Origin of the sequence: Necropsobacter rosorum, assembly GCF_964241405.1 — a bacterium.
Taxonomy (GTDB): Bacteria; Pseudomonadota; Gammaproteobacteria; order Enterobacterales; family Pasteurellaceae; genus Necropsobacter; species Necropsobacter rosorum.
This window is the reverse complement of the sequence record NZ_CAXSXF010000001.1, coordinates 718677-734054: the sequence shown is the minus strand read 5'-3', so window position 1 is coordinate 734054 and position 15378 is coordinate 718677. Positions and strand designations below refer to the sequence as shown.

Here is a 15378-nt window from a genome sequence, read left to right as displayed (position 1 = left end):
CGAATTGACTATTCAGCCAAAGTGCGGTGAAAAAGACCGCACTTTTTCTACTCAACGAGGACATATGAACTTTATCATTAAACCGATGCGGCCGTCCCATTACCAACAGGTTTACGCCTTGTGGAACAGTATTGAGGGCATGGATCTGCATGCGGTGGACGACAATCCGACTGCCATTGCGGCTTTTTTAGACTTTAATCCGGATCTGAATTATATCGCCGAAGCGGACGGCAAGGTGGTCGGCGTGGTGATGTGCGGCTTCGACGGACGCCGCGCCACCATTTACCATGCTGCGGTGGCGACGGCATACCGCGGCTGCGGAATCGCCACGGCGCTGCTGGAAAGGGTGGAAAAGGTGCTGAAAGCCAAAAATATCACCAAAGGCCGCCTGTTGGCGTTTAAATCCAATGAAGCGGCGGCGGTGTTCTGGCAGAAAGCCGGCTGGACGCTGCATAACCGGTTTAATTATTTTTCCAAAAGCCTGCTTTAGTGGGCAATAACTTTCGCCCGCACCGGCAGGATTTCTCCGTTATCAAAAAATAGTGTCAGCGGCAGTTCGCTGTCCGGCATCAAAGCCTGAGCTGAATCGAACACCATAATATGCAACCCGCCGCGTTTTAGCTCGACGCTGCCGTGCGGCGGAATGTCGATGCCGGTGACGGTCAGCATTTTGCCGTTTTGCATGCCGTGCAATTCTAAACGGGACGGCACCGCACTTTCCGCCATGGCCAGACTGACCGCCTGCTCACCGGTATTGGTCAGGCGCATAAAAACCGCCGTCGGTTCGCCGGCTTTTTGGGTGGCGAATACCACCGGCTGCTCAACCTGAATTTCAGCGGCGGCAAGGGCAGGGAAAAGTGCGGTCAGAATCAGCAGTGTTTTGGTGAAATAATGCATCGTTGTTATCCTTCATTATTGAAACGGCGCTATTATAACAGGATTTGTGATGACCTTTAAAACACGGCGGAAAAATGCTATATTGCTCACACTTTTCGGGTTGCTTTTGATTACAACGGGTTATTACAATTCCTATGGCCAATTACTATGACATCACCTTAGCCCTGGCCGGCGTCTGCCAGTCTGCCAAACTGGTGCAACAATTTGCCCTGCACGGACAAGCGGATGAAGCGGCGTTTCATACCTCGATTACGACGTTACTGCAAACGGCGCCGGAAAACATTCTGGACATTTACGGCGGACATGAACGCCAGCTGAAACTGGGGCTACAGATCTTAATGGAACAGCTTAACGGCAGCGAGCCGGATCTGAACCGCTATTGGCTGAGCCTGCTGGCGCTGGAAGGCAAACTGCATAAAAATCCGCAGGCAAAGGCTGAACTGACGCGTCGAATTCAGTATTTGCCGACCCAGTTGCAGCATTATGCGCTGTTTGACGAGCAGATGCTGTCCACGATTGCCGGCATTTATGTGGATGTGATAAGCCCGCTGGGCAGCAGAATCCAAGTGACTGGCGCGCCGCAATATTTACAGCAGCTGCCGATCCATAACCGCATCCGTGCCAGCCTGTTGGCGGGCATTCGCTCCGCCGTATTATGGCGACAGGTCGGCGGCAGCAAATGGCAGATTCTTTTTTCACGCCGTAAAATCGCCACCATGGCACAACAACTTTATTCATCTCTTTAGGAGCACATTTTTATGCAACTCAACGCATTAACCGCACTTTCCCCGATCGACGGCCGTTATCAGGATAAAGCCGGCGCACTGCGCGGCATTTTCAGCGAATTCGGGCTGTTAAAATTCCGCGTCACCGTTGAAGTTCGCTGGCTGCAAAAACTGGCGGCCAGCGCACAGATTCAGGAAGTGCCTTTCTTGTCCGCGCAGGCAAACGATTACCTTGACGGCATCGTGGATAATTTCAGCCTGCAGGATGCGCAACGCATCAAAGAAATCGAGCGAACCACCAACCACGATGTGAAAGCGGTGGAATATTTCCTGAAAGAAAAAAGCGCGGCGTTGCCGGAACTGGCTGCGGTCAGCGAATTTATCCATTTTGCCTGCACCTCGGAAGACATTAACAACCTGTCGCACGCCTTAATGCTGAAAACCGCCCGCGAAGAGGTGATTTTGCCGCAATGGCAAACACTGATTGACGAGATCACCCGTCTGGCGCAGGAATATAAATCCATTCCGCTGTTATCCCGCACCCATGGTCAGCCGGCCTCACCGTCCACGGTCGGCAAAGAAATGGCCAACGTGGTTTATCGCCTGAAACGCCAGTTCAGACAGCTGCAGCAAATCGAAATTCTGGGCAAAATCAACGGCGCGGTGGGCAACTATAACGCCCATTTGTCCGCCTATCCGGAAATTGACTGGCACGCGTTCAGCGAAGCGTTCGTTACCTCGCTGGGCATTGGCTGGAATCCGTACACCACGCAAATTGAACCGCATGATTACATCGCGGAGTTTTTTGATGCCGTGGCGCGCTTTAACACCATTATTATTGATTTTGACCGCGATTTATGGGGCTATATTGCGCTGAATCACTTTAAACAGCGTACTATTGCCGGCGAAATCGGTTCCTCCACCATGCCGCATAAAGTCAATCCGATCGATTTTGAAAACTCGGAAGGCAACCTCGGTCTGGCCAATGCGGTGATGGCGCACTTAGGCGCGAAATTGCCGGTTTCCCGCTGGCAACGCGATTTGACCGATTCCACCGTGCTGCGTAATCTCGGCGTCGGTTTAGGTTATTGTCTGATTGCCTATGCCGCCACTTGCAAAGGGATCAGCAAACTGGAAGTCAATGAATCGCACCTGCGCGATGAACTGAACCAGAACTGGGAAGTGCTGGCGGAACCGATTCAAACCGTGATGCGCCGTTACGGCATTGAAAAACCGTATGAAAAGCTGAAAGAATTAACCCGCGGCAAACGGGTGGACGCACAGGCCATGCGCGAATTTATTGACCAGCTGGCGATTCCGGAGCAGGAAAAAGCCCGCCTGCGGCAGCTTACCCCGGCCACCTATATCGGCGCGGCGGTGGAATTGGTGGAAAAACTGTAAAAAAATGCACCGCACTTTTGCCTCCGTGCGCCATGACGGGCTTATCCGCAATCTGCGCGCGTCGTGCGATTTGCACTGAGCGCGGTAGCGCAAAAGGGTTAAAAAAAGACATTGCCTCCGCAATGTCTTTTTCTTTTTCAGCTGATCGCGAAACCGAATCCGTCAGGCTAATCCTTCCTGCTTGCGCACCTGCTGCACGCCTTGATTCGCCTCAACCCGCGCAATAAACGCCTTAAACTGGCTAAACGCACTGATATCGATACCGAGTTTGCCGCACCAGTTCAGCATGACGTATAAATACACATCGGCGACGGAAATCTGTTCGCCGAAGAAAATATGGCTTTCCAGATGATGATTGGCGATCGCCAGATAAGCCAAGAGTTTTTGCGTCGCCGCCTGACGAATAGCGGCGCCGAGTTCGTCATTGCCCTGCGCATAATCCGGTAGGCGGAACAACTCGCCGAATGTTTTGTGTACATCGGCGTTAAAAAAGGCCAGCCAGCGCATTGCTTTAGCTTTATCCCGCACGGTTTTGCTGCCGAACAGGCGAGCCTCGGGATAGAGCGCGTCCAAATAAGACAAAATCGCGACATTCTGCGACAGCACCAGCTCACCGTCTTCCAATACCGGTACGCTGCCCAACGGATTAAGCGCGAGATAATCCGGCGATTTGAGCGCTTCACGCGAAACGGCCTGCGCCTGATACGGCTGACCGATCCACGCCAGCGCGGTGTGCGGTACGAATGAGCAGGCGCCCGGCAGATAATACAGTTTCATCGTATTTTTCTCCTGTGTAACGAATAAGTGCGGTCATTTTAACAGGAATTTCGGCGACGGAAAGGGCTAACGCAATGCCAGCGGATTTTTATTCTGCTGCATAGTCGAGCGATGTTCGCGGATAACGCTGATAAAAGGCTGCGCAAAACGTTCCAGTTTAATCGCCCCGACGCCGTTAATCAGCAGCATTTCGCGGCTGGTTGTCGGCTGATATTGCGCCATTTCCTGCAAGGTGGCGTCATTGAATACGATATAGGGCGGAATATTTTCTTTATCGGCGATTTGCTTGCGCAGAAAACGCAGGCGTGCGAACAGATCTTTATCATAATTGGGCGGAGCGTTTTTCAGCGGTGCCTGCGCACTGCTCACCGACGAGCTGCGCGGCATCGCCAGCTGCAACGGCTGTTCGCCGCGCAGCACCGGTTTGGCGCTTTCGGTCAGGCGCAGGCTGCTGTTGAATTGATCGATCACCTGCTGTACCAGCCCCAGATGAATTAACTGACGGATAACCGATTGCCAGTATGCCGCACTGTGCTCCTTGCCGATACCGTAAACGGCGAGTTTGTCATGGCCGTTATCCTTAATTTTCTGATTTTGCAGGCCGCGCAGCACAGCGATCACATAATGGCTGCCGAAACGTTGTCCGACCCGGTAAATCGCCGACATGACCTTTTGCGCATCCAGCAGCCCGTCGTATCGGGTCGGCGGATCCAGACAGATATCGCAGTTATTACAGGGGCTCTGGCGCCGTTCGCCGAAATAGTTGAGCAGCACCAGACGGCGGCAAGTCTGGCTTTCGGCAAATTCGCCGATCGCTTCCAGTTTATGCTGTTCTATCTGGCGCTGCGGGCTTTCCGGTTTTTCCAGCAGCATTTTTTGCAGCCAGGCATAATCGGCGGGGTCGTAAAACAGCACCGCCTGTGCCGGTAAATCGTCCCGCCCGGCGCGACCGGTTTCCTGATAATAGGCCTCAATGCTGCGCGGTAAATCGAAATGGGCAACAAAGCGAACATTGGATTTATTGATCCCCATGCCGAAAGCGATAGTGGCGACCACCACCTGAATATTATCCCGCTGAAATGCGCGCTGCACATGTTCCCGCTGTTCGCTCGGCATGCCGGCGTGATAGGCATCCGCCGCCACACCGCGTTTGCGCAGGCTTTCTGCGATGCGTTCCACTTTGTTGCGGCTGTTGCAGTAAATAATTCCGCTTTTGCCTTTTTGTGCCAGCACGAAGCGGCACAGCTGTTCCATCGGTTTGAATTTTTCCACCAGCGTATAACGAATATTCGGGCGATCAAAACTGCCGATATAAATATGCGGATCCTGCAAATTCAGATGGTGCAGAATATCCTGCCGCGTGGTGTGATCGGCGGTGGCGGTCAGCGCCATAATCGGCGCCTGCGGAAAACAGCTTTTTAAACCGCCGAGCCGCGCGTATTCCGGGCGGAAATCGTGTCCCCATTGGGAGATGCAGTGGGCTTCGTCAATGGCGATAAAACTGACCTGACAGTGGGAAATAAAATGGAAAAAGCTGTTGGTCATGGCTTTTTCCGGCGAAATATACAACAATTTCAGCTGCCCGGACATGGCTTTGTTCTGCACCTGTTGCTGCTGCTCAAAGGTCTGGGTCGAATTCAGATAATCCGCCTGAATGCCGTTTGCCGACAGGTGATCAACCTGATCTTTCATCAGTGAAATCAGCGGCGAAATCACCAACGTTAAGCCGCTGAAACACAGGGCGGGAATTTGATAACACAGGGATTTGCCGTTACCGGTAGCCATGATGACCAGGCTGTCGCGGCGGGCTAAGGCGGCGTTGATAATGTCTTGCTGCCCCTGACGGAAAGACTGATAACCGAAAACCGAATGCAGGATATGAAGTGCGGTGTCATTTGAGGCAGAATCCGCAGAAAAATGCACCGCACTTTGTGCCGGTTCGGGCGCCGGATTGCTCATCAGGCGAAACTCACTTGCTCTCCGTGTGCGCGGCATGCCTGTTCCAGACACGGCCAGAATAATTGCCCGTCGGCGCTAATCCATTGATTGTCTTTAAAATGGAAATGAAAACCGCCGGCTTTGCTGGCCAGCCAGAGCTCCAAGAGCGGTTCCTGTTTATTGACCACCACCTGACTGCGATCGGCAAAGGTAATGGTAAACACCGAACCTTGGGTGTCGCAATCCGCGTCGCAATCCTGTTTTTCTAATTCGTCTTCGATTTTTAACCAGATTTGTTCGATATTCTGATGATATTCCGCTACGTTCATGATTGTGTCCTGTTGTGTTTTCATAGGGCTAGATTATAGATATTTTCCCGGGGCAGTACAAATGGAAATGCGACGGCGGGCTTTAATCCGTTCTTCTTAAAGCCCTGACAGAGTAAGCTGAAAATCAGTATTAAGGTGTTGAAAAAGCCGGTCGGCGCATTACGGTTTCAGCTCAAAATTCTGTAGCGGATATTCCGCATTGTCGCTGATCAGTTTCAGGCTGTAGTCACCGAGCGGGTCGCTGTGGTCGAACTTCCAGCAGTTGATGATTCGGCCGTTGACCGGCGTGGCGGAAAAGGCGAATTCATGCCGGGTGTTGTCCGCACTGGTAGCGTTGTTGAAGTGGAAGGTGGCGTTGCCCGGCGAGGTGATGATCAGGCTGAATTTCATCGGCTGCGCGCTGTCGGCCAAATCTTTTAATTCCCAGCAGAACTGGCGGTTGTTATCGCTTTTGGAATAAACGCGGCCGTCACTTAACCAAGGGCCGTCGGCGGAACCGGCTTTTTTAGCGCCGAAGGTAAATGTCGGATCGGCGGCAAATACATTGCCGGACAGAAAAAGTGCGGTCAGAATAAATGAAGTTTTTTTCAACATCACGGCTGCTCCAGATTACGAATATGAAAAAAGCCGTTAATCTGCATTAACGGCTCTTAAGAATTTGGCTCCTCCTGCTGGACTTGAACCAGCGACATACGGATTAACAGTCCGCCGTTCTACCGACTGAACTAAGGAGGAAAAGTGGTGCCTCGAGGCGGAATCGAACCACCGACACGGGGATTTTCAATCCCCTGCTCTACCGACTGAGCTATCGAGGCAACGCATCAGTGGTGCGTATTAAACGTTTTTTTCGCAGTTAAGTCAACATCTAATTTCAGAATTTTGCTATTTTTCCGCTTGTTTGAACATTTAACAGGCGAAACGCATAGAAATGAATCGGATTCGGTTGAAAAAATAAGAGCGAACCTGTCGGGAACGCTCTTAGGGGAAGCCGAACAACGCGCGATCAGCGTCTGACGCGGTAGCTTTTCTGGGCTTTGTCCACTTTCATCAGGTAATTTCTGGCCTGTGAAGAAGGATGGCTGGTGGTCAGAATACGATACACCTGTTCCGGATACAGCTGATTGATTTTGTAAATCGCCATATCGCGGTCTTCGTCGAACACCCGCAGCACGGCGCCGGCACCGCTGTTATAGGCGGAGATCATGGCGAAGCGTTTGGAAGTCGGGTTGGTAATGCCGTCCAGATATTTGTTTTGCAGCAGCCACAGATAAGAGGCGCCCGCATCGATATTTTTTTCCGGATCGAACAGATAATTTCTCGACGGCTGTCCGCCGCGGCCTTTCAACTGGAACACATCGCGCCCTGCGGTATGCGGCACCACCTGCATCAGACCGATGGCGTTGGCATAGCTGATGGCATAAGGGTTGAAGCTGGATTCGGTTTGCATAATGCCGAGAATCAGGCTTTCGTCCAGATTGTAACGGCGGGCGGTTTTACGCACCAGCGGCACATATTTCTGCGCACGCACTTCAACGTGGTTGGCGATCATCGGAATCACCACGAATTGAACGGTCTTACCGTTACTGAGGCGACGGGTCTGTAATTTATTCTGAATCAGATAAGTGGCGAAATTGCTGGCGATGACGGTGTTGGTGATCTGACCGCCGAGGTGATCCACCACCTGCCCGACCAAAAACGGTCGCGAGCTTATCGGCACATCGCCGGATGCGAATAAATCGATCCCTTTGGCATCGGAACCCATCAACAGCGTATGCACAATAGCATTATGCAGCCGGTTGGTATCGCTGTGGGTTTCCACCATGATCACCCCTTCATCAAAGCTGACGTGGCTGCGGGTATAATAACTGTCGGTGTATTTGACGTAATCTTTACGGCTGGCGACCAACAGCTCGTTCACCCCCCAGATCTGGTCGATATTATATGAAAACTGACCGGTGAGAATATCCAATCCCTGCGTATCTTTGGCAAAGGCTTCATCATAATTGAAGCCCTTGTTGCTTGAACCGCCGCACGCAAACAAAAACGGGATTAAGGCGATAATAAGATATTTTTTCATAGATTATTTTTCTGACGGTGGCACATAGCCTTCAATATGAACGTCTTTGCCTTCGAACAAAAAGTTGATCATCTCCCGTTCAAGCAGTTGACGGTGCTGGGCGTTCATCATATTAAGTTTTTTTTCATTCACCAGCATGGTTTGTTTTTTCATCCATTCGCCCCATGCCTGTTTACTGATGTGATCGAAAATGCGTTTGCCCAGCTCGCCCGGGTAAAGCTGAAAATCCAGCCCTTCCGCCTGCCGTTTTAAATATTCGCAGAATACTGTTCTTGCCATAATGATGTCTCTTTTTCAAATTGCAGTAATAAATTTTTTACCGGCGTCGCCAGTCCGATTTGATCAGGATTGTGCGGATCATACCAATATTTGACCGCACTTGGTATCGAAGATTCATATTCGGCATGAATTTCCGCCACTTTTTTCCATGCCGAACGATCATCCTCACGAGGTTGACGGCGCAGTTGTGCATAGATCGGATAAATCTCCAGATGAAAATGGCTGAAAGTGTGGCGAAAAGCCGGCCATTCACAGTAATGGGTAATCTGCTGCCGCACCAGATAAGCCAGCAGCGCCGGTTTGCTGTCGAACTGCGGAAAACAATACAGCCCGCCCCAGATACCGCTGTTTTCCCGCTGTTCCAGCGCGACTTTACCGTTATCGGCGAGAATTAAAAAATAGCTTTGCCGCACCGGCAGGGCTTTTTTCGGTTTTTTGCCGGGATAATCCGTCCAGTTTTGCTGTAAATTCGCCTGACAGCGTTGTGCCAGCGGGCATAGATCGCATTTCGGTTTGCTGCGGGTGCAGACCATGGCGCCGATATCCATCATCGCCTGATTAAAATCCGCCACCCGCGCAGTCGGCGTGACCTGCGCGCTGCATTGCCAGAGGCGGTTTTCCACCGCTTTCTCGCCCGCCCAGCCGGCAACGGCGAAATAACGGGACAGCACCCGCTTGACGTTGCCGTCCAGAATTGGATAAGGCGCATTTAAACAGGAGGATAAAATCGCGCCGGCGGTGCTGCGCCCGATGCCGCTTAGCGCCTGTACCTGCGCAAAGTCGGTCGGAAATTCGCCGTGATGCTGATCGCGGATGGTTTGCGCCGCCTTGTGCAAATTGCGCGCGCGGGCATAATAGCCTAGCCCCGTCCATAAATGCAGTACTTCATCCAACGGCGCGTCGGCAAGTGCGGTCACATTTGGGAACGTTTTTATAAAACGGGTGAAATAAGGTTTTACCGTCGCCACTTGCGTCTGCTGCAGCATCACTTCCGACAGCCAAACGCCGTACAGGGTTTTATTTTGCTGCCACGGCAGATTTTTACGTCCGAATTTGTCATACCACGCTAACACGGCGCGGGCAAAAGGTGCGTCAAGGGTTGATTGAGCCTGCATAACATCAAAAAGTGCGGTTGAAAAATAACAAAAATAGCGAAATTATCGCGCCGTTGTGCCAAGCCGACGTTGCGTTCGCCGAGCTATACATAACGTTTTAAGTGAATACTGGTTTCGGAGGTGCGGATAGCTTTATTGGTGCGTATTCTTTCCAGCGCGGAACCCAGTTCTTCCAAGCTCGGCGCGTTGAATTCGACCAGAATATCCCAGCGTCCGTTGGTGTCGTAAATCGCTTTTACGCAGGGTTCGCCGCGCAGGGCTTTCATCACCTCCAATGCGGTGCCGCCCTCCACAATAATGGAACACCAGGCGCACACCCCGTTTAACTCCACCGTAGGGCGTAATTCCACCGAATAGCCTAAGATAACGCCTTCTTTTTCAAGCCGTGCAATGCGGTTTGTGACGGTCGCCCGCGAAAGGCGTAACTTTTGCGCCAAAAACGCGATGGAATAGCGGGCGTTTTCGCGCAATAAACTGAGTAATGCCTGATCGGTTTTATCTAAAACTGACATAACGTCACCTTCTGCTGACAAAATGGCTAAAAACGGATGAAACATTAGCATAGTTTAGTATTTTAATTAACAAAAAAATCTTGCACACTAGAGATGTTGCAACAATTCATTAACGTGTTATTAACTTAGTGGAGCAAAGCTATGTCATATTCATCATCTATCGCAGGCAGTTTACCAACGATTATCATCAGCCCGCAAGACATTGCAAACGTGGTGCAACGTCAGGGCATTAAAGCGACACTGGCGGGAATGATGCAATACATTCTCGACGATTTCCTGAACTGGGACGCGTTTGACAAAACGCCGCGCATCGGCAATCTGGTTCCCGACGGCGTGCTGGAACTGATGCCGATTGCCGACCGCAAGCAATACAGCTTTAAATATGTGAACTGTCACCCGAAAAACCCAAACCTCGGACTTTCCACCATTCTCGCCTTCGGCGCCTTAATCAGCAACGATACGGGACAACCTGATGTGATCAGTGAATTTACTCTCACCACCGCTTTGCGCACGGCGGCGACGTCCGTGCTGGCGGCAAAATACCTTGCCCGTCCGAACAGCAAACGCATGGCGATCATCGGTAACGGCTGCCAAAGTGAATTTCAGGCTTTAGCGTTTTATCACTTGCTTGGCATTAACGAGTTGGCCTTATACGACATCGACCGCACCGCCAGCGAGAAACTGGCGAAAAACTTGGCTGACACGCCATTGAACATCGAGATTTTCGACAGCGTGGCACAAGCGGTTAAAAATGCCGACATTATTACTACGGTGACGGCGGAATACTCCCGCGCCAATATTATTACGCCGGAGATGATTGAAGCCGGCATGCACATCAATGCGGTGGGCGGCGATAATATCAACAAAACGGAATTGCACATCGATGTGGTGAAAAATGCGACGACTTATGTGGAATTCGAACCGCAAACCCGCATTGAAGGCGAATTACAAAATCTGCCGGCGGATTTCCCGGTTATCCCGTTGTCCGAGGTGTTCCGGTCAGGCAAAGCGGCACGCAAATCCGATGACGAAGTCACGTTATTCGATTCCGTCGGCTTTGCGATTGAAGATTTTTCCGCCATTCGTTATATGCATGACACCGTAGTGAAATTAGGGCTGGCGCGTCCGCTTTCGCTCACCCCGGATTTAAACGATCCGAAAGATTTATTTAGTTACCTCAGCGACTATGCCAACGCATAGTCCGGTTACGGTAAAAGGAGATGTGCCGTTATGCGGTGACTGTAAGCACATTTTAACTTAATGAAGTGCGACTTCCGTTGCACTTCGCATCGGGAGGCCCTATGCCCAAAGCAGAATCCAAAGCATCGAAGCAAACAATCGATATCCCCTTTTTTTATGCGCTACTGCCCATTCTTGTGATGATCGCGGCGATGGCGGTGTCTATCATTAAATTCGAAGCGTCTCCGCACATTCCGCTGATTATTGGGGCGGTGACCGCCGCACTGGTCGCGCTAAAATTCGGCTACCGCTGGGATAGCATCGAACAGGGCATTTACCGCGGCATTAAAATGGCACTCCCTGCGATTGTCATTATTATTATGATCGGACTTACCATCGGCGCGTGGCTCGGCGGCGGCATTGTAGCGACCATGATTTACTACGGCTTGAAGCTCATTTCACCGTCGTTGTTCCTGTTCACCATTTGCATTATTTGCGGCGTGGTGACTCTGGCGATCGGCAGTTCGTGGTCAACAATGGGTACCATCGGCGTGGCGGCTATCGGCATCGGGCTGAGCATCGGCATTCCCACCCCGATGGTGGCGGGTGCGGTCATTTCCGGGGCATATTTCGGCGATAAAATGTCCCCGCTGTCCGATACCACCAATCTTGCCGCCGGCATCACCGGCACGGATTTATTCGCCCATATCAAACATATGTTCACCACCACCGTGCCCGCCTATGCCATTGCGTTGTGCATCTATTTATATTTAGGTATGCGGTTCAACGCCGCCAATATGAACCTTTCTCATATTGAAGGCGTGATGGAAAACATCACCGAAAACTTCGTGATCAGCCCGTGGTTGCTCATTGTGCCGGTTATCGTGGTGATTTTAGTGATGAAAAAAGTGCCGGCGATCCCGGCATTAACCGTCGGTATTTTACTCGGTTCCGTCTGTCATATTCTGGTGCAGGGCGCTGATGTCGGCGTAGCGGTAAAAACCTTGCACGACGGCTTTCACATCCAAAGCGGACACGACATGATCGACACCCTCTTCAACCGCGGCGGCATTGAATCCATGATGTACACCATTTCGCTGACCATCGTTGCAATGAGTTTCGGCGGCATCGCGGAACAAACGGGGATGCTCAGATCGGTGGTTTCCACCATCTTACACTTTGCCCGCAACGCCAGTATGTTGATTATTGCCACGATTTTCTCGTCCGTGGTCACCAACTGCACCACCTCCGAGCAATACATTTCCATTTTACTGCCGGGCAGAATGTACGTTACCGCCTACAAAGAGCGCAAACTGCATACCAAAAACCTGTCGCGCGCCTTAGAAGACGGCGGCACCGTAACCTCCGTTCTCGTTCCCTGGAACACCTGCGGCGTATATGCCTATTCTATGCTGCAAGTCAGCGCCTTCGAATACGCCCCTTACGCCGTGTTCAATTACGCCGTCCCGCTTTTGGCAATCTGTTTTGCGCTGTTCAATATTAAAATTGAGCGGCTTGAAGAAGTTTGTTAGCCGGCGTTAAGGTTGATAAAAGCGCAAGGGCGATTGGCAAAAAGACGCACGCAGGCAGGGAAATTTATGAAAAATCAACTGATTGCGTGCAAAAAAATACATTCATCACCGCGCCACTCCCGGCGGCACATTCCGGCCGCGGCCGGCGTTTGAAAACACATAGAAAAACGACCGCACTTTGCATTTTGCGCCAAACCTCTTATAATCCCCGCCGTTTATTGTGTATAGCCGGATAATTATGACAGAACAGAAAACCACCTTTGCCGATCAAAAGCGTAAAACCGTGGAAACGGCGGAATTTACGCCGGACGGCCGTTATAAACGCAAAGTGCGCAGTTTTGTGCTGCGTACCGGGCGGCTGAGCGATTTTCAGCGTACGATGATGAACCAGCACTGGGCATTTTACGGGCTGGCACATCAGCGCACGCCTTTTGATTTTGCCCGAATTTACGGCAATACCAATCCGGTGATTCTGGAAATCGGGTTCGGGATGGGCAAGTCGCTGGTGGAGATGGCGGCGCGCAATCCTGATAAAAATTATCTGGGCATTGAAGTGCATACGCCGGGTGTCGGCGCCTGTATCGCCTATGCGCAGGAAAAACAGGTGCGCAATCTGCGCCTGATTTGTCATGACGCCACGGAAATTCTGCGCGATTGTATCGCCGACGGCAGCCTCGGCGGGTTGCAGTTGTTTTTTCCCGATCCGTGGCATAAAGCCAAACACCATAAACGCCGCATTGTGCAGCCGCCGTTTGTGGCAAGCGTCACGCAGAAACTGGCCGCGCAGGGATTTATTCATATGGCGACGGATTGGGAAAATTATGCGCAACAGATGCTGGCGGTATTGCAAAGTGCGGTCGGTTTGCGTAATACTTCGGCCAGCGGGGATTATATTGCGCGCCCGGATTTTCGTCCGCTGACCAAATTCGAGCAACGCGGCCGGCGTTTGGGGCACGGCGTGTGGGATTTGTATTTTATTAAAGACTAAGTTCAAGAAAGGAGAACGATATGGCAATTAAACGCAATCAAAGACAACGTAAAAAAATGCACTTGGCGGAGTTTCAGGAACTCGGATTTCTGGTGAACTGGCAATTTGCGGAAAATACACCGATTGAACAGGTTGATGAAGTGGTGGATCGGTTTATCAATGAGGTGATCCGGCCGAACGGGCTAGCCTATGAAGGCAGCGGCTATCTGCACTGGGAAGGACTGGTGTGTCTGGAAAAACTGGGCAAATGCGATGAAAGCCACCGCGAAAGCGTAAAAAGCTGGTTGCAAAATAACGGATTGCAGCAGGTTGAAGTCAGCGAACTGTTTGATATCTGGTGGGATTATCCGGCCAAATAAGCGCTGCGCCATCCCGTCTTAAAGGCGGGATTTTGGTGTAAAAATCTTGACGAATCGGCCTTTCAAGCGTAACATTCGGCACGATTTAGTAACAAGAGGACACACACTTTGGACAGTCATAGTCGATACCGATTGCAATCTTTGCTCTAAATCTCGTCATTGACTTATCGGCGGGGTTTCGCAGGTAAGTTTTCATTACCTTATTTCATAGGTATCTTTTAAGTCAAATAATAAAATTTTCTACCGCACTTTGCGGGGATATTGTTTGATTTTTCCTTGTTCATCGCGTTGTTCATAATTCCTTCAAAGGAGTATGAAGAAATGATTAATGCTTTCGCACTTGAAGAAGCGCGCTTGGTTCGTATTGACGAAACCAATGCGGAGTTGGACACTGCTATCTGGCTGGATTTGCTTGAACCCAGCCGTGAAGAGCGTGATATTTTGCAGCAGGGGCTGGGGCAAAGTCTGGCATCGTTCCTTGAACTGGAAGATATTGAGGCGTCCGCGCGTTTTTTCGAAGATGAAGACGGTCTGCATTTGCACTCGTTTTTCTATTGTGAAGACGAAGACGATTACGCCGACTTAGCCAGCGTGGCGTTTACCGTGCGTGACGGGCGTTTGTTTACCCTGCGTGATCGCGAATTGCCGGCGTTTCGGTTATACCGCATGCGTTCGCGCAATCAGCGGCTGGTGGAATGCAACGCCTATGAAGTGTTGCTGGATTTATTCGAAACCAAAATCGAACAGCTGGCGGATGTTATCGAAAACGTGTATGCGGATCTGGAAAAATTAAGCCGGGTGATTTTAGACGGTAAACAGGGCGAAGCTTTTGATGAAGCGCTGGCCACGTTAACCGAGCAGGAAGACGCCAGCTCAAAGGTGCGTTTATGTCTGATGGATACCCAGCGGGCGCTGAGCTTTTTGGTACGCAAAACCCGCTTGCCCGCCAATCAGCTGGAGCAGGCGCGCGAAATTCTGCGCGATATTGAATCCTTGCAGCCGCATAACGAATCGCTGTTCCAGAAAGTGAATTTTTTGATGCAGGCGGCGATGGGTTTTATTAATATTGAACAGAACCGGATTATTAAAATTTTCTCGGTGGTGTCGGTGATTTTTCTGCCGCCGACGCTGGTCGCGTCTAATTACGGTATGAATTTCCACGACATGCCGGAGCTGAATTTCGCCTTCGGTTATCCGATGGCGCTGGGATTAATGGTGCTGGCGGCGATTGCGCCTTATTTATATTTTAAACACAAAGGCTGGTTATAAT

At 51.1% G+C, this 15378-nt stretch carries 16 protein-coding genes, 2 tRNA genes and 1 pseudogene; 8 read left to right on the top strand and 11 right to left on the bottom strand.

Annotated features, from left to right (window positions below):
- Positions 1 to 64 precede the first annotated feature (64 nt).
- On the top strand, positions 65 to 490 hold the full coding sequence (locus tag ACESOH_RS03460) for a GNAT family N-acetyltransferase (RefSeq protein ID WP_032093191.1): 426 nt from the start codon (positions 65 to 67) through the stop codon (positions 488 to 490).
- Here the strand turns inward: ACESOH_RS03460 and ACESOH_RS03455 are convergent.
- Positions 487 to 897 carry a copper chaperone PCu(A)C gene (locus ACESOH_RS03455; RefSeq protein WP_373099678.1) on the bottom strand — a complete coding sequence of 137 codons (411 nt, stop codon included), beginning with the start codon at positions 895 to 897 and terminating at the stop codon, positions 487 to 489. The genes ACESOH_RS03460 and ACESOH_RS03455 overlap by 4 nt on opposite strands.
- Before the next feature lie 134 nt (positions 898 to 1031).
- Here ACESOH_RS03455 and hflD point away from each other — a divergent pair, with 134 nt between their 5' ends.
- Entirely contained in the window at positions 1032 to 1643 is a 612-nt protein-coding gene (gene hflD / locus ACESOH_RS03450; protein ID WP_373099676.1) for a high frequency lysogenization protein HflD, read from the top strand.
- Between the two features lie 12 nt (positions 1644 to 1655).
- Positions 1656 to 3023, top strand: coding sequence for an adenylosuccinate lyase (gene purB / locus ACESOH_RS03445; RefSeq protein WP_373099674.1), 1368 nt, complete (start codon positions 1656 to 1658; stop codon positions 3021 to 3023).
- Between the two features lie 162 nt (positions 3024 to 3185).
- Here the strand turns inward: purB and ACESOH_RS03440 are convergent, their stop codons facing one another.
- From ACESOH_RS03440 to ACESOH_RS03395, 10 genes and pseudogenes are all read right to left on the bottom strand, one after another.
- Positions 3186 to 3800: a glutathione S-transferase family protein gene (locus ACESOH_RS03440; protein WP_373099672.1), complete on the bottom strand. Its 615-nt coding sequence runs from the start codon at positions 3798 to 3800 to the stop codon at positions 3186 to 3188.
- Between the two features lie 66 nt (positions 3801 to 3866).
- Positions 3867 to 5759: a DNA helicase RecQ gene (gene recQ, locus ACESOH_RS03435; protein WP_373099881.1), complete on the bottom strand. Its 1893-nt coding sequence runs from the start codon at positions 5757 to 5759 to the stop codon at positions 3867 to 3869.
- Positions 5759 to 6067: an iron donor protein CyaY gene (gene cyaY / locus ACESOH_RS03430; RefSeq protein ID WP_032093197.1), complete on the bottom strand. Its 309-nt coding sequence runs from the start codon at positions 6065 to 6067 to the stop codon at positions 5759 to 5761. Before cyaY ends, recQ begins: the two co-directional genes overlap by 1 nt.
- Positions 6068 to 6226: 159 nt before the next feature.
- Positions 6227 to 6661, bottom strand: a complete 435-nt coding sequence (locus ACESOH_RS03425; protein ID WP_032093198.1) for a PM0630 family protein — start codon at positions 6659 to 6661, stop codon at positions 6227 to 6229.
- A gap of 65 nt (positions 6662 to 6726) precedes the next feature.
- Positions 6727 to 6802, bottom strand: a tRNA-Asn gene (locus ACESOH_RS03420).
- Positions 6803 to 6806: 4 nt separating this feature from the next.
- Positions 6807 to 6882: transfer RNA gene (locus ACESOH_RS03415), tRNA-Phe, on the bottom strand.
- A 188-nt stretch (positions 6883 to 7070) separates the two neighbouring features.
- Positions 7071 to 8144 (bottom strand): membrane-bound lytic murein transglycosylase MltC, encoded by a 1074-nt coding sequence (gene mltC / locus ACESOH_RS03410; protein ID WP_373099671.1) that lies wholly within the window; start codon positions 8142 to 8144, stop codon positions 7071 to 7073.
- A gap of 3 nt (positions 8145 to 8147) precedes the next feature.
- A complete protein-coding gene (locus ACESOH_RS03405) occupies positions 8148 to 8423 on the bottom strand; it encodes an oxidative damage protection protein (RefSeq protein ID WP_373099669.1) in 276 nt (91 codons plus the stop codon).
- Positions 8404 to 9538: pseudogene (mutY, locus tag ACESOH_RS03400) on the bottom strand (A/G-specific adenine glycosylase); the annotation flags it as partial. The gene ACESOH_RS03405 and the pseudogene mutY, both read right to left, overlap by 20 nt.
- An 83-nt stretch (positions 9539 to 9621) precedes the next feature.
- The gene (locus ACESOH_RS03395) at positions 9622 to 10050 is read right to left on the bottom strand and encodes an Lrp/AsnC family transcriptional regulator (RefSeq protein WP_373099668.1); all 429 of its coding nucleotides are present in this window, start codon (positions 10048 to 10050) and stop codon (positions 9622 to 9624) included.
- A 141-nt stretch (positions 10051 to 10191) separates the two neighbouring features.
- Here ACESOH_RS03395 and ocd point away from each other — a divergent pair, with 141 nt between their 5' ends.
- From ocd to corA, 5 genes are all read left to right on the top strand, one after another.
- Complete coding sequence (ocd, locus tag ACESOH_RS03390; RefSeq protein ID WP_373099667.1) at positions 10192 to 11250, top strand: ornithine cyclodeaminase; 1059 nt, start codon at positions 10192 to 10194, stop codon at positions 11248 to 11250.
- A gap of 101 nt (positions 11251 to 11351) precedes the next feature.
- Positions 11352 to 12761, top strand: a complete 1410-nt coding sequence (gene nhaC / locus ACESOH_RS03385; RefSeq protein ID WP_373099665.1) for a Na+/H+ antiporter NhaC — start codon at positions 11352 to 11354, stop codon at positions 12759 to 12761.
- Between the two features lie 238 nt (positions 12762 to 12999).
- Positions 13000 to 13749, top strand: coding sequence for a tRNA (guanosine(46)-N7)-methyltransferase TrmB (trmB, locus tag ACESOH_RS03380; protein ID WP_373099664.1), 750 nt, complete (start codon positions 13000 to 13002; stop codon positions 13747 to 13749).
- 20 nt (positions 13750 to 13769) lie between these two features.
- Complete coding sequence (locus ACESOH_RS03375; RefSeq protein ID WP_032093205.1) at positions 13770 to 14108, top strand: YggL family protein; 339 nt, start codon at positions 13770 to 13772, stop codon at positions 14106 to 14108.
- A 321-nt stretch (positions 14109 to 14429) separates the two neighbouring features.
- Positions 14430 to 15377, top strand: a complete 948-nt coding sequence (corA, locus tag ACESOH_RS03370) for a magnesium/cobalt transporter CorA (protein WP_032093206.1) — start codon at positions 14430 to 14432, stop codon at positions 15375 to 15377.
- Position 15378 lies beyond the last annotated feature (1 nt).

Bases quoted from the DNA above. Each gene is read 5' to 3' on its own strand.
- ACESOH_RS03425 (WP_032093198.1), bottom strand. From the start codon at position 6,661: ATGTTGAAAAAAACTTCATTTATTCTGACCGCACTTTTTCTGTCCGGC.
- ACESOH_RS03405 (WP_373099669.1), bottom strand. From the start codon at position 8,423: ATGGCAAGAACAGTATTCTGCGAATATTTAAAACGGCAGGCGGAAGGG.
- ACESOH_RS03375 (WP_032093205.1), top strand. From the start codon at position 13,770: ATGGCAATTAAACGCAATCAAAGACAACGTAAAAAAATGCACTTGGCG.
- recQ (WP_373099881.1), bottom strand. From the start codon at position 5,759: ATGAGCAATCCGGCGCCCGAACCGGCACAAAGTGCGGTGCATTTTTCT.
- ACESOH_RS03460 (WP_032093191.1), top strand. From the start codon at position 65: ATGAACTTTATCATTAAACCGATGCGGCCGTCCCATTACCAACAGGTT.
- corA (WP_032093206.1), top strand. From the start codon at position 14,430: ATGATTAATGCTTTCGCACTTGAAGAAGCGCGCTTGGTTCGTATTGAC.
- ACESOH_RS03395 (WP_373099668.1), bottom strand. From the start codon at position 10,050: ATGTCAGTTTTAGATAAAACCGATCAGGCATTACTCAGTTTATTGCGC.
- ACESOH_RS03440 (WP_373099672.1), bottom strand. From the start codon at position 3,800: ATGAAACTGTATTATCTGCCGGGCGCCTGCTCATTCGTACCGCACACC.
- hflD (WP_373099676.1), top strand. From the start codon at position 1,032: ATGGCCAATTACTATGACATCACCTTAGCCCTGGCCGGCGTCTGCCAG.
- mltC (WP_373099671.1), bottom strand. From the start codon at position 8,144: ATGAAAAAATATCTTATTATCGCCTTAATCCCGTTTTTGTTTGCGTGC.
- ACESOH_RS03455 (WP_373099678.1), bottom strand. From the start codon at position 897: ATGCATTATTTCACCAAAACACTGCTGATTCTGACCGCACTTTTCCCT.
- trmB (WP_373099664.1), top strand. From the start codon at position 13,000: ATGACAGAACAGAAAACCACCTTTGCCGATCAAAAGCGTAAAACCGTG.
- nhaC (WP_373099665.1), top strand. From the start codon at position 11,352: ATGCCCAAAGCAGAATCCAAAGCATCGAAGCAAACAATCGATATCCCC.
- purB (WP_373099674.1), top strand. From the start codon at position 1,656: ATGCAACTCAACGCATTAACCGCACTTTCCCCGATCGACGGCCGTTAT.
- cyaY (WP_032093197.1), bottom strand. From the start codon at position 6,067: ATGAACGTAGCGGAATATCATCAGAATATCGAACAAATCTGGTTAAAA.
- ocd (WP_373099667.1), top strand. From the start codon at position 10,192: ATGTCATATTCATCATCTATCGCAGGCAGTTTACCAACGATTATCATC.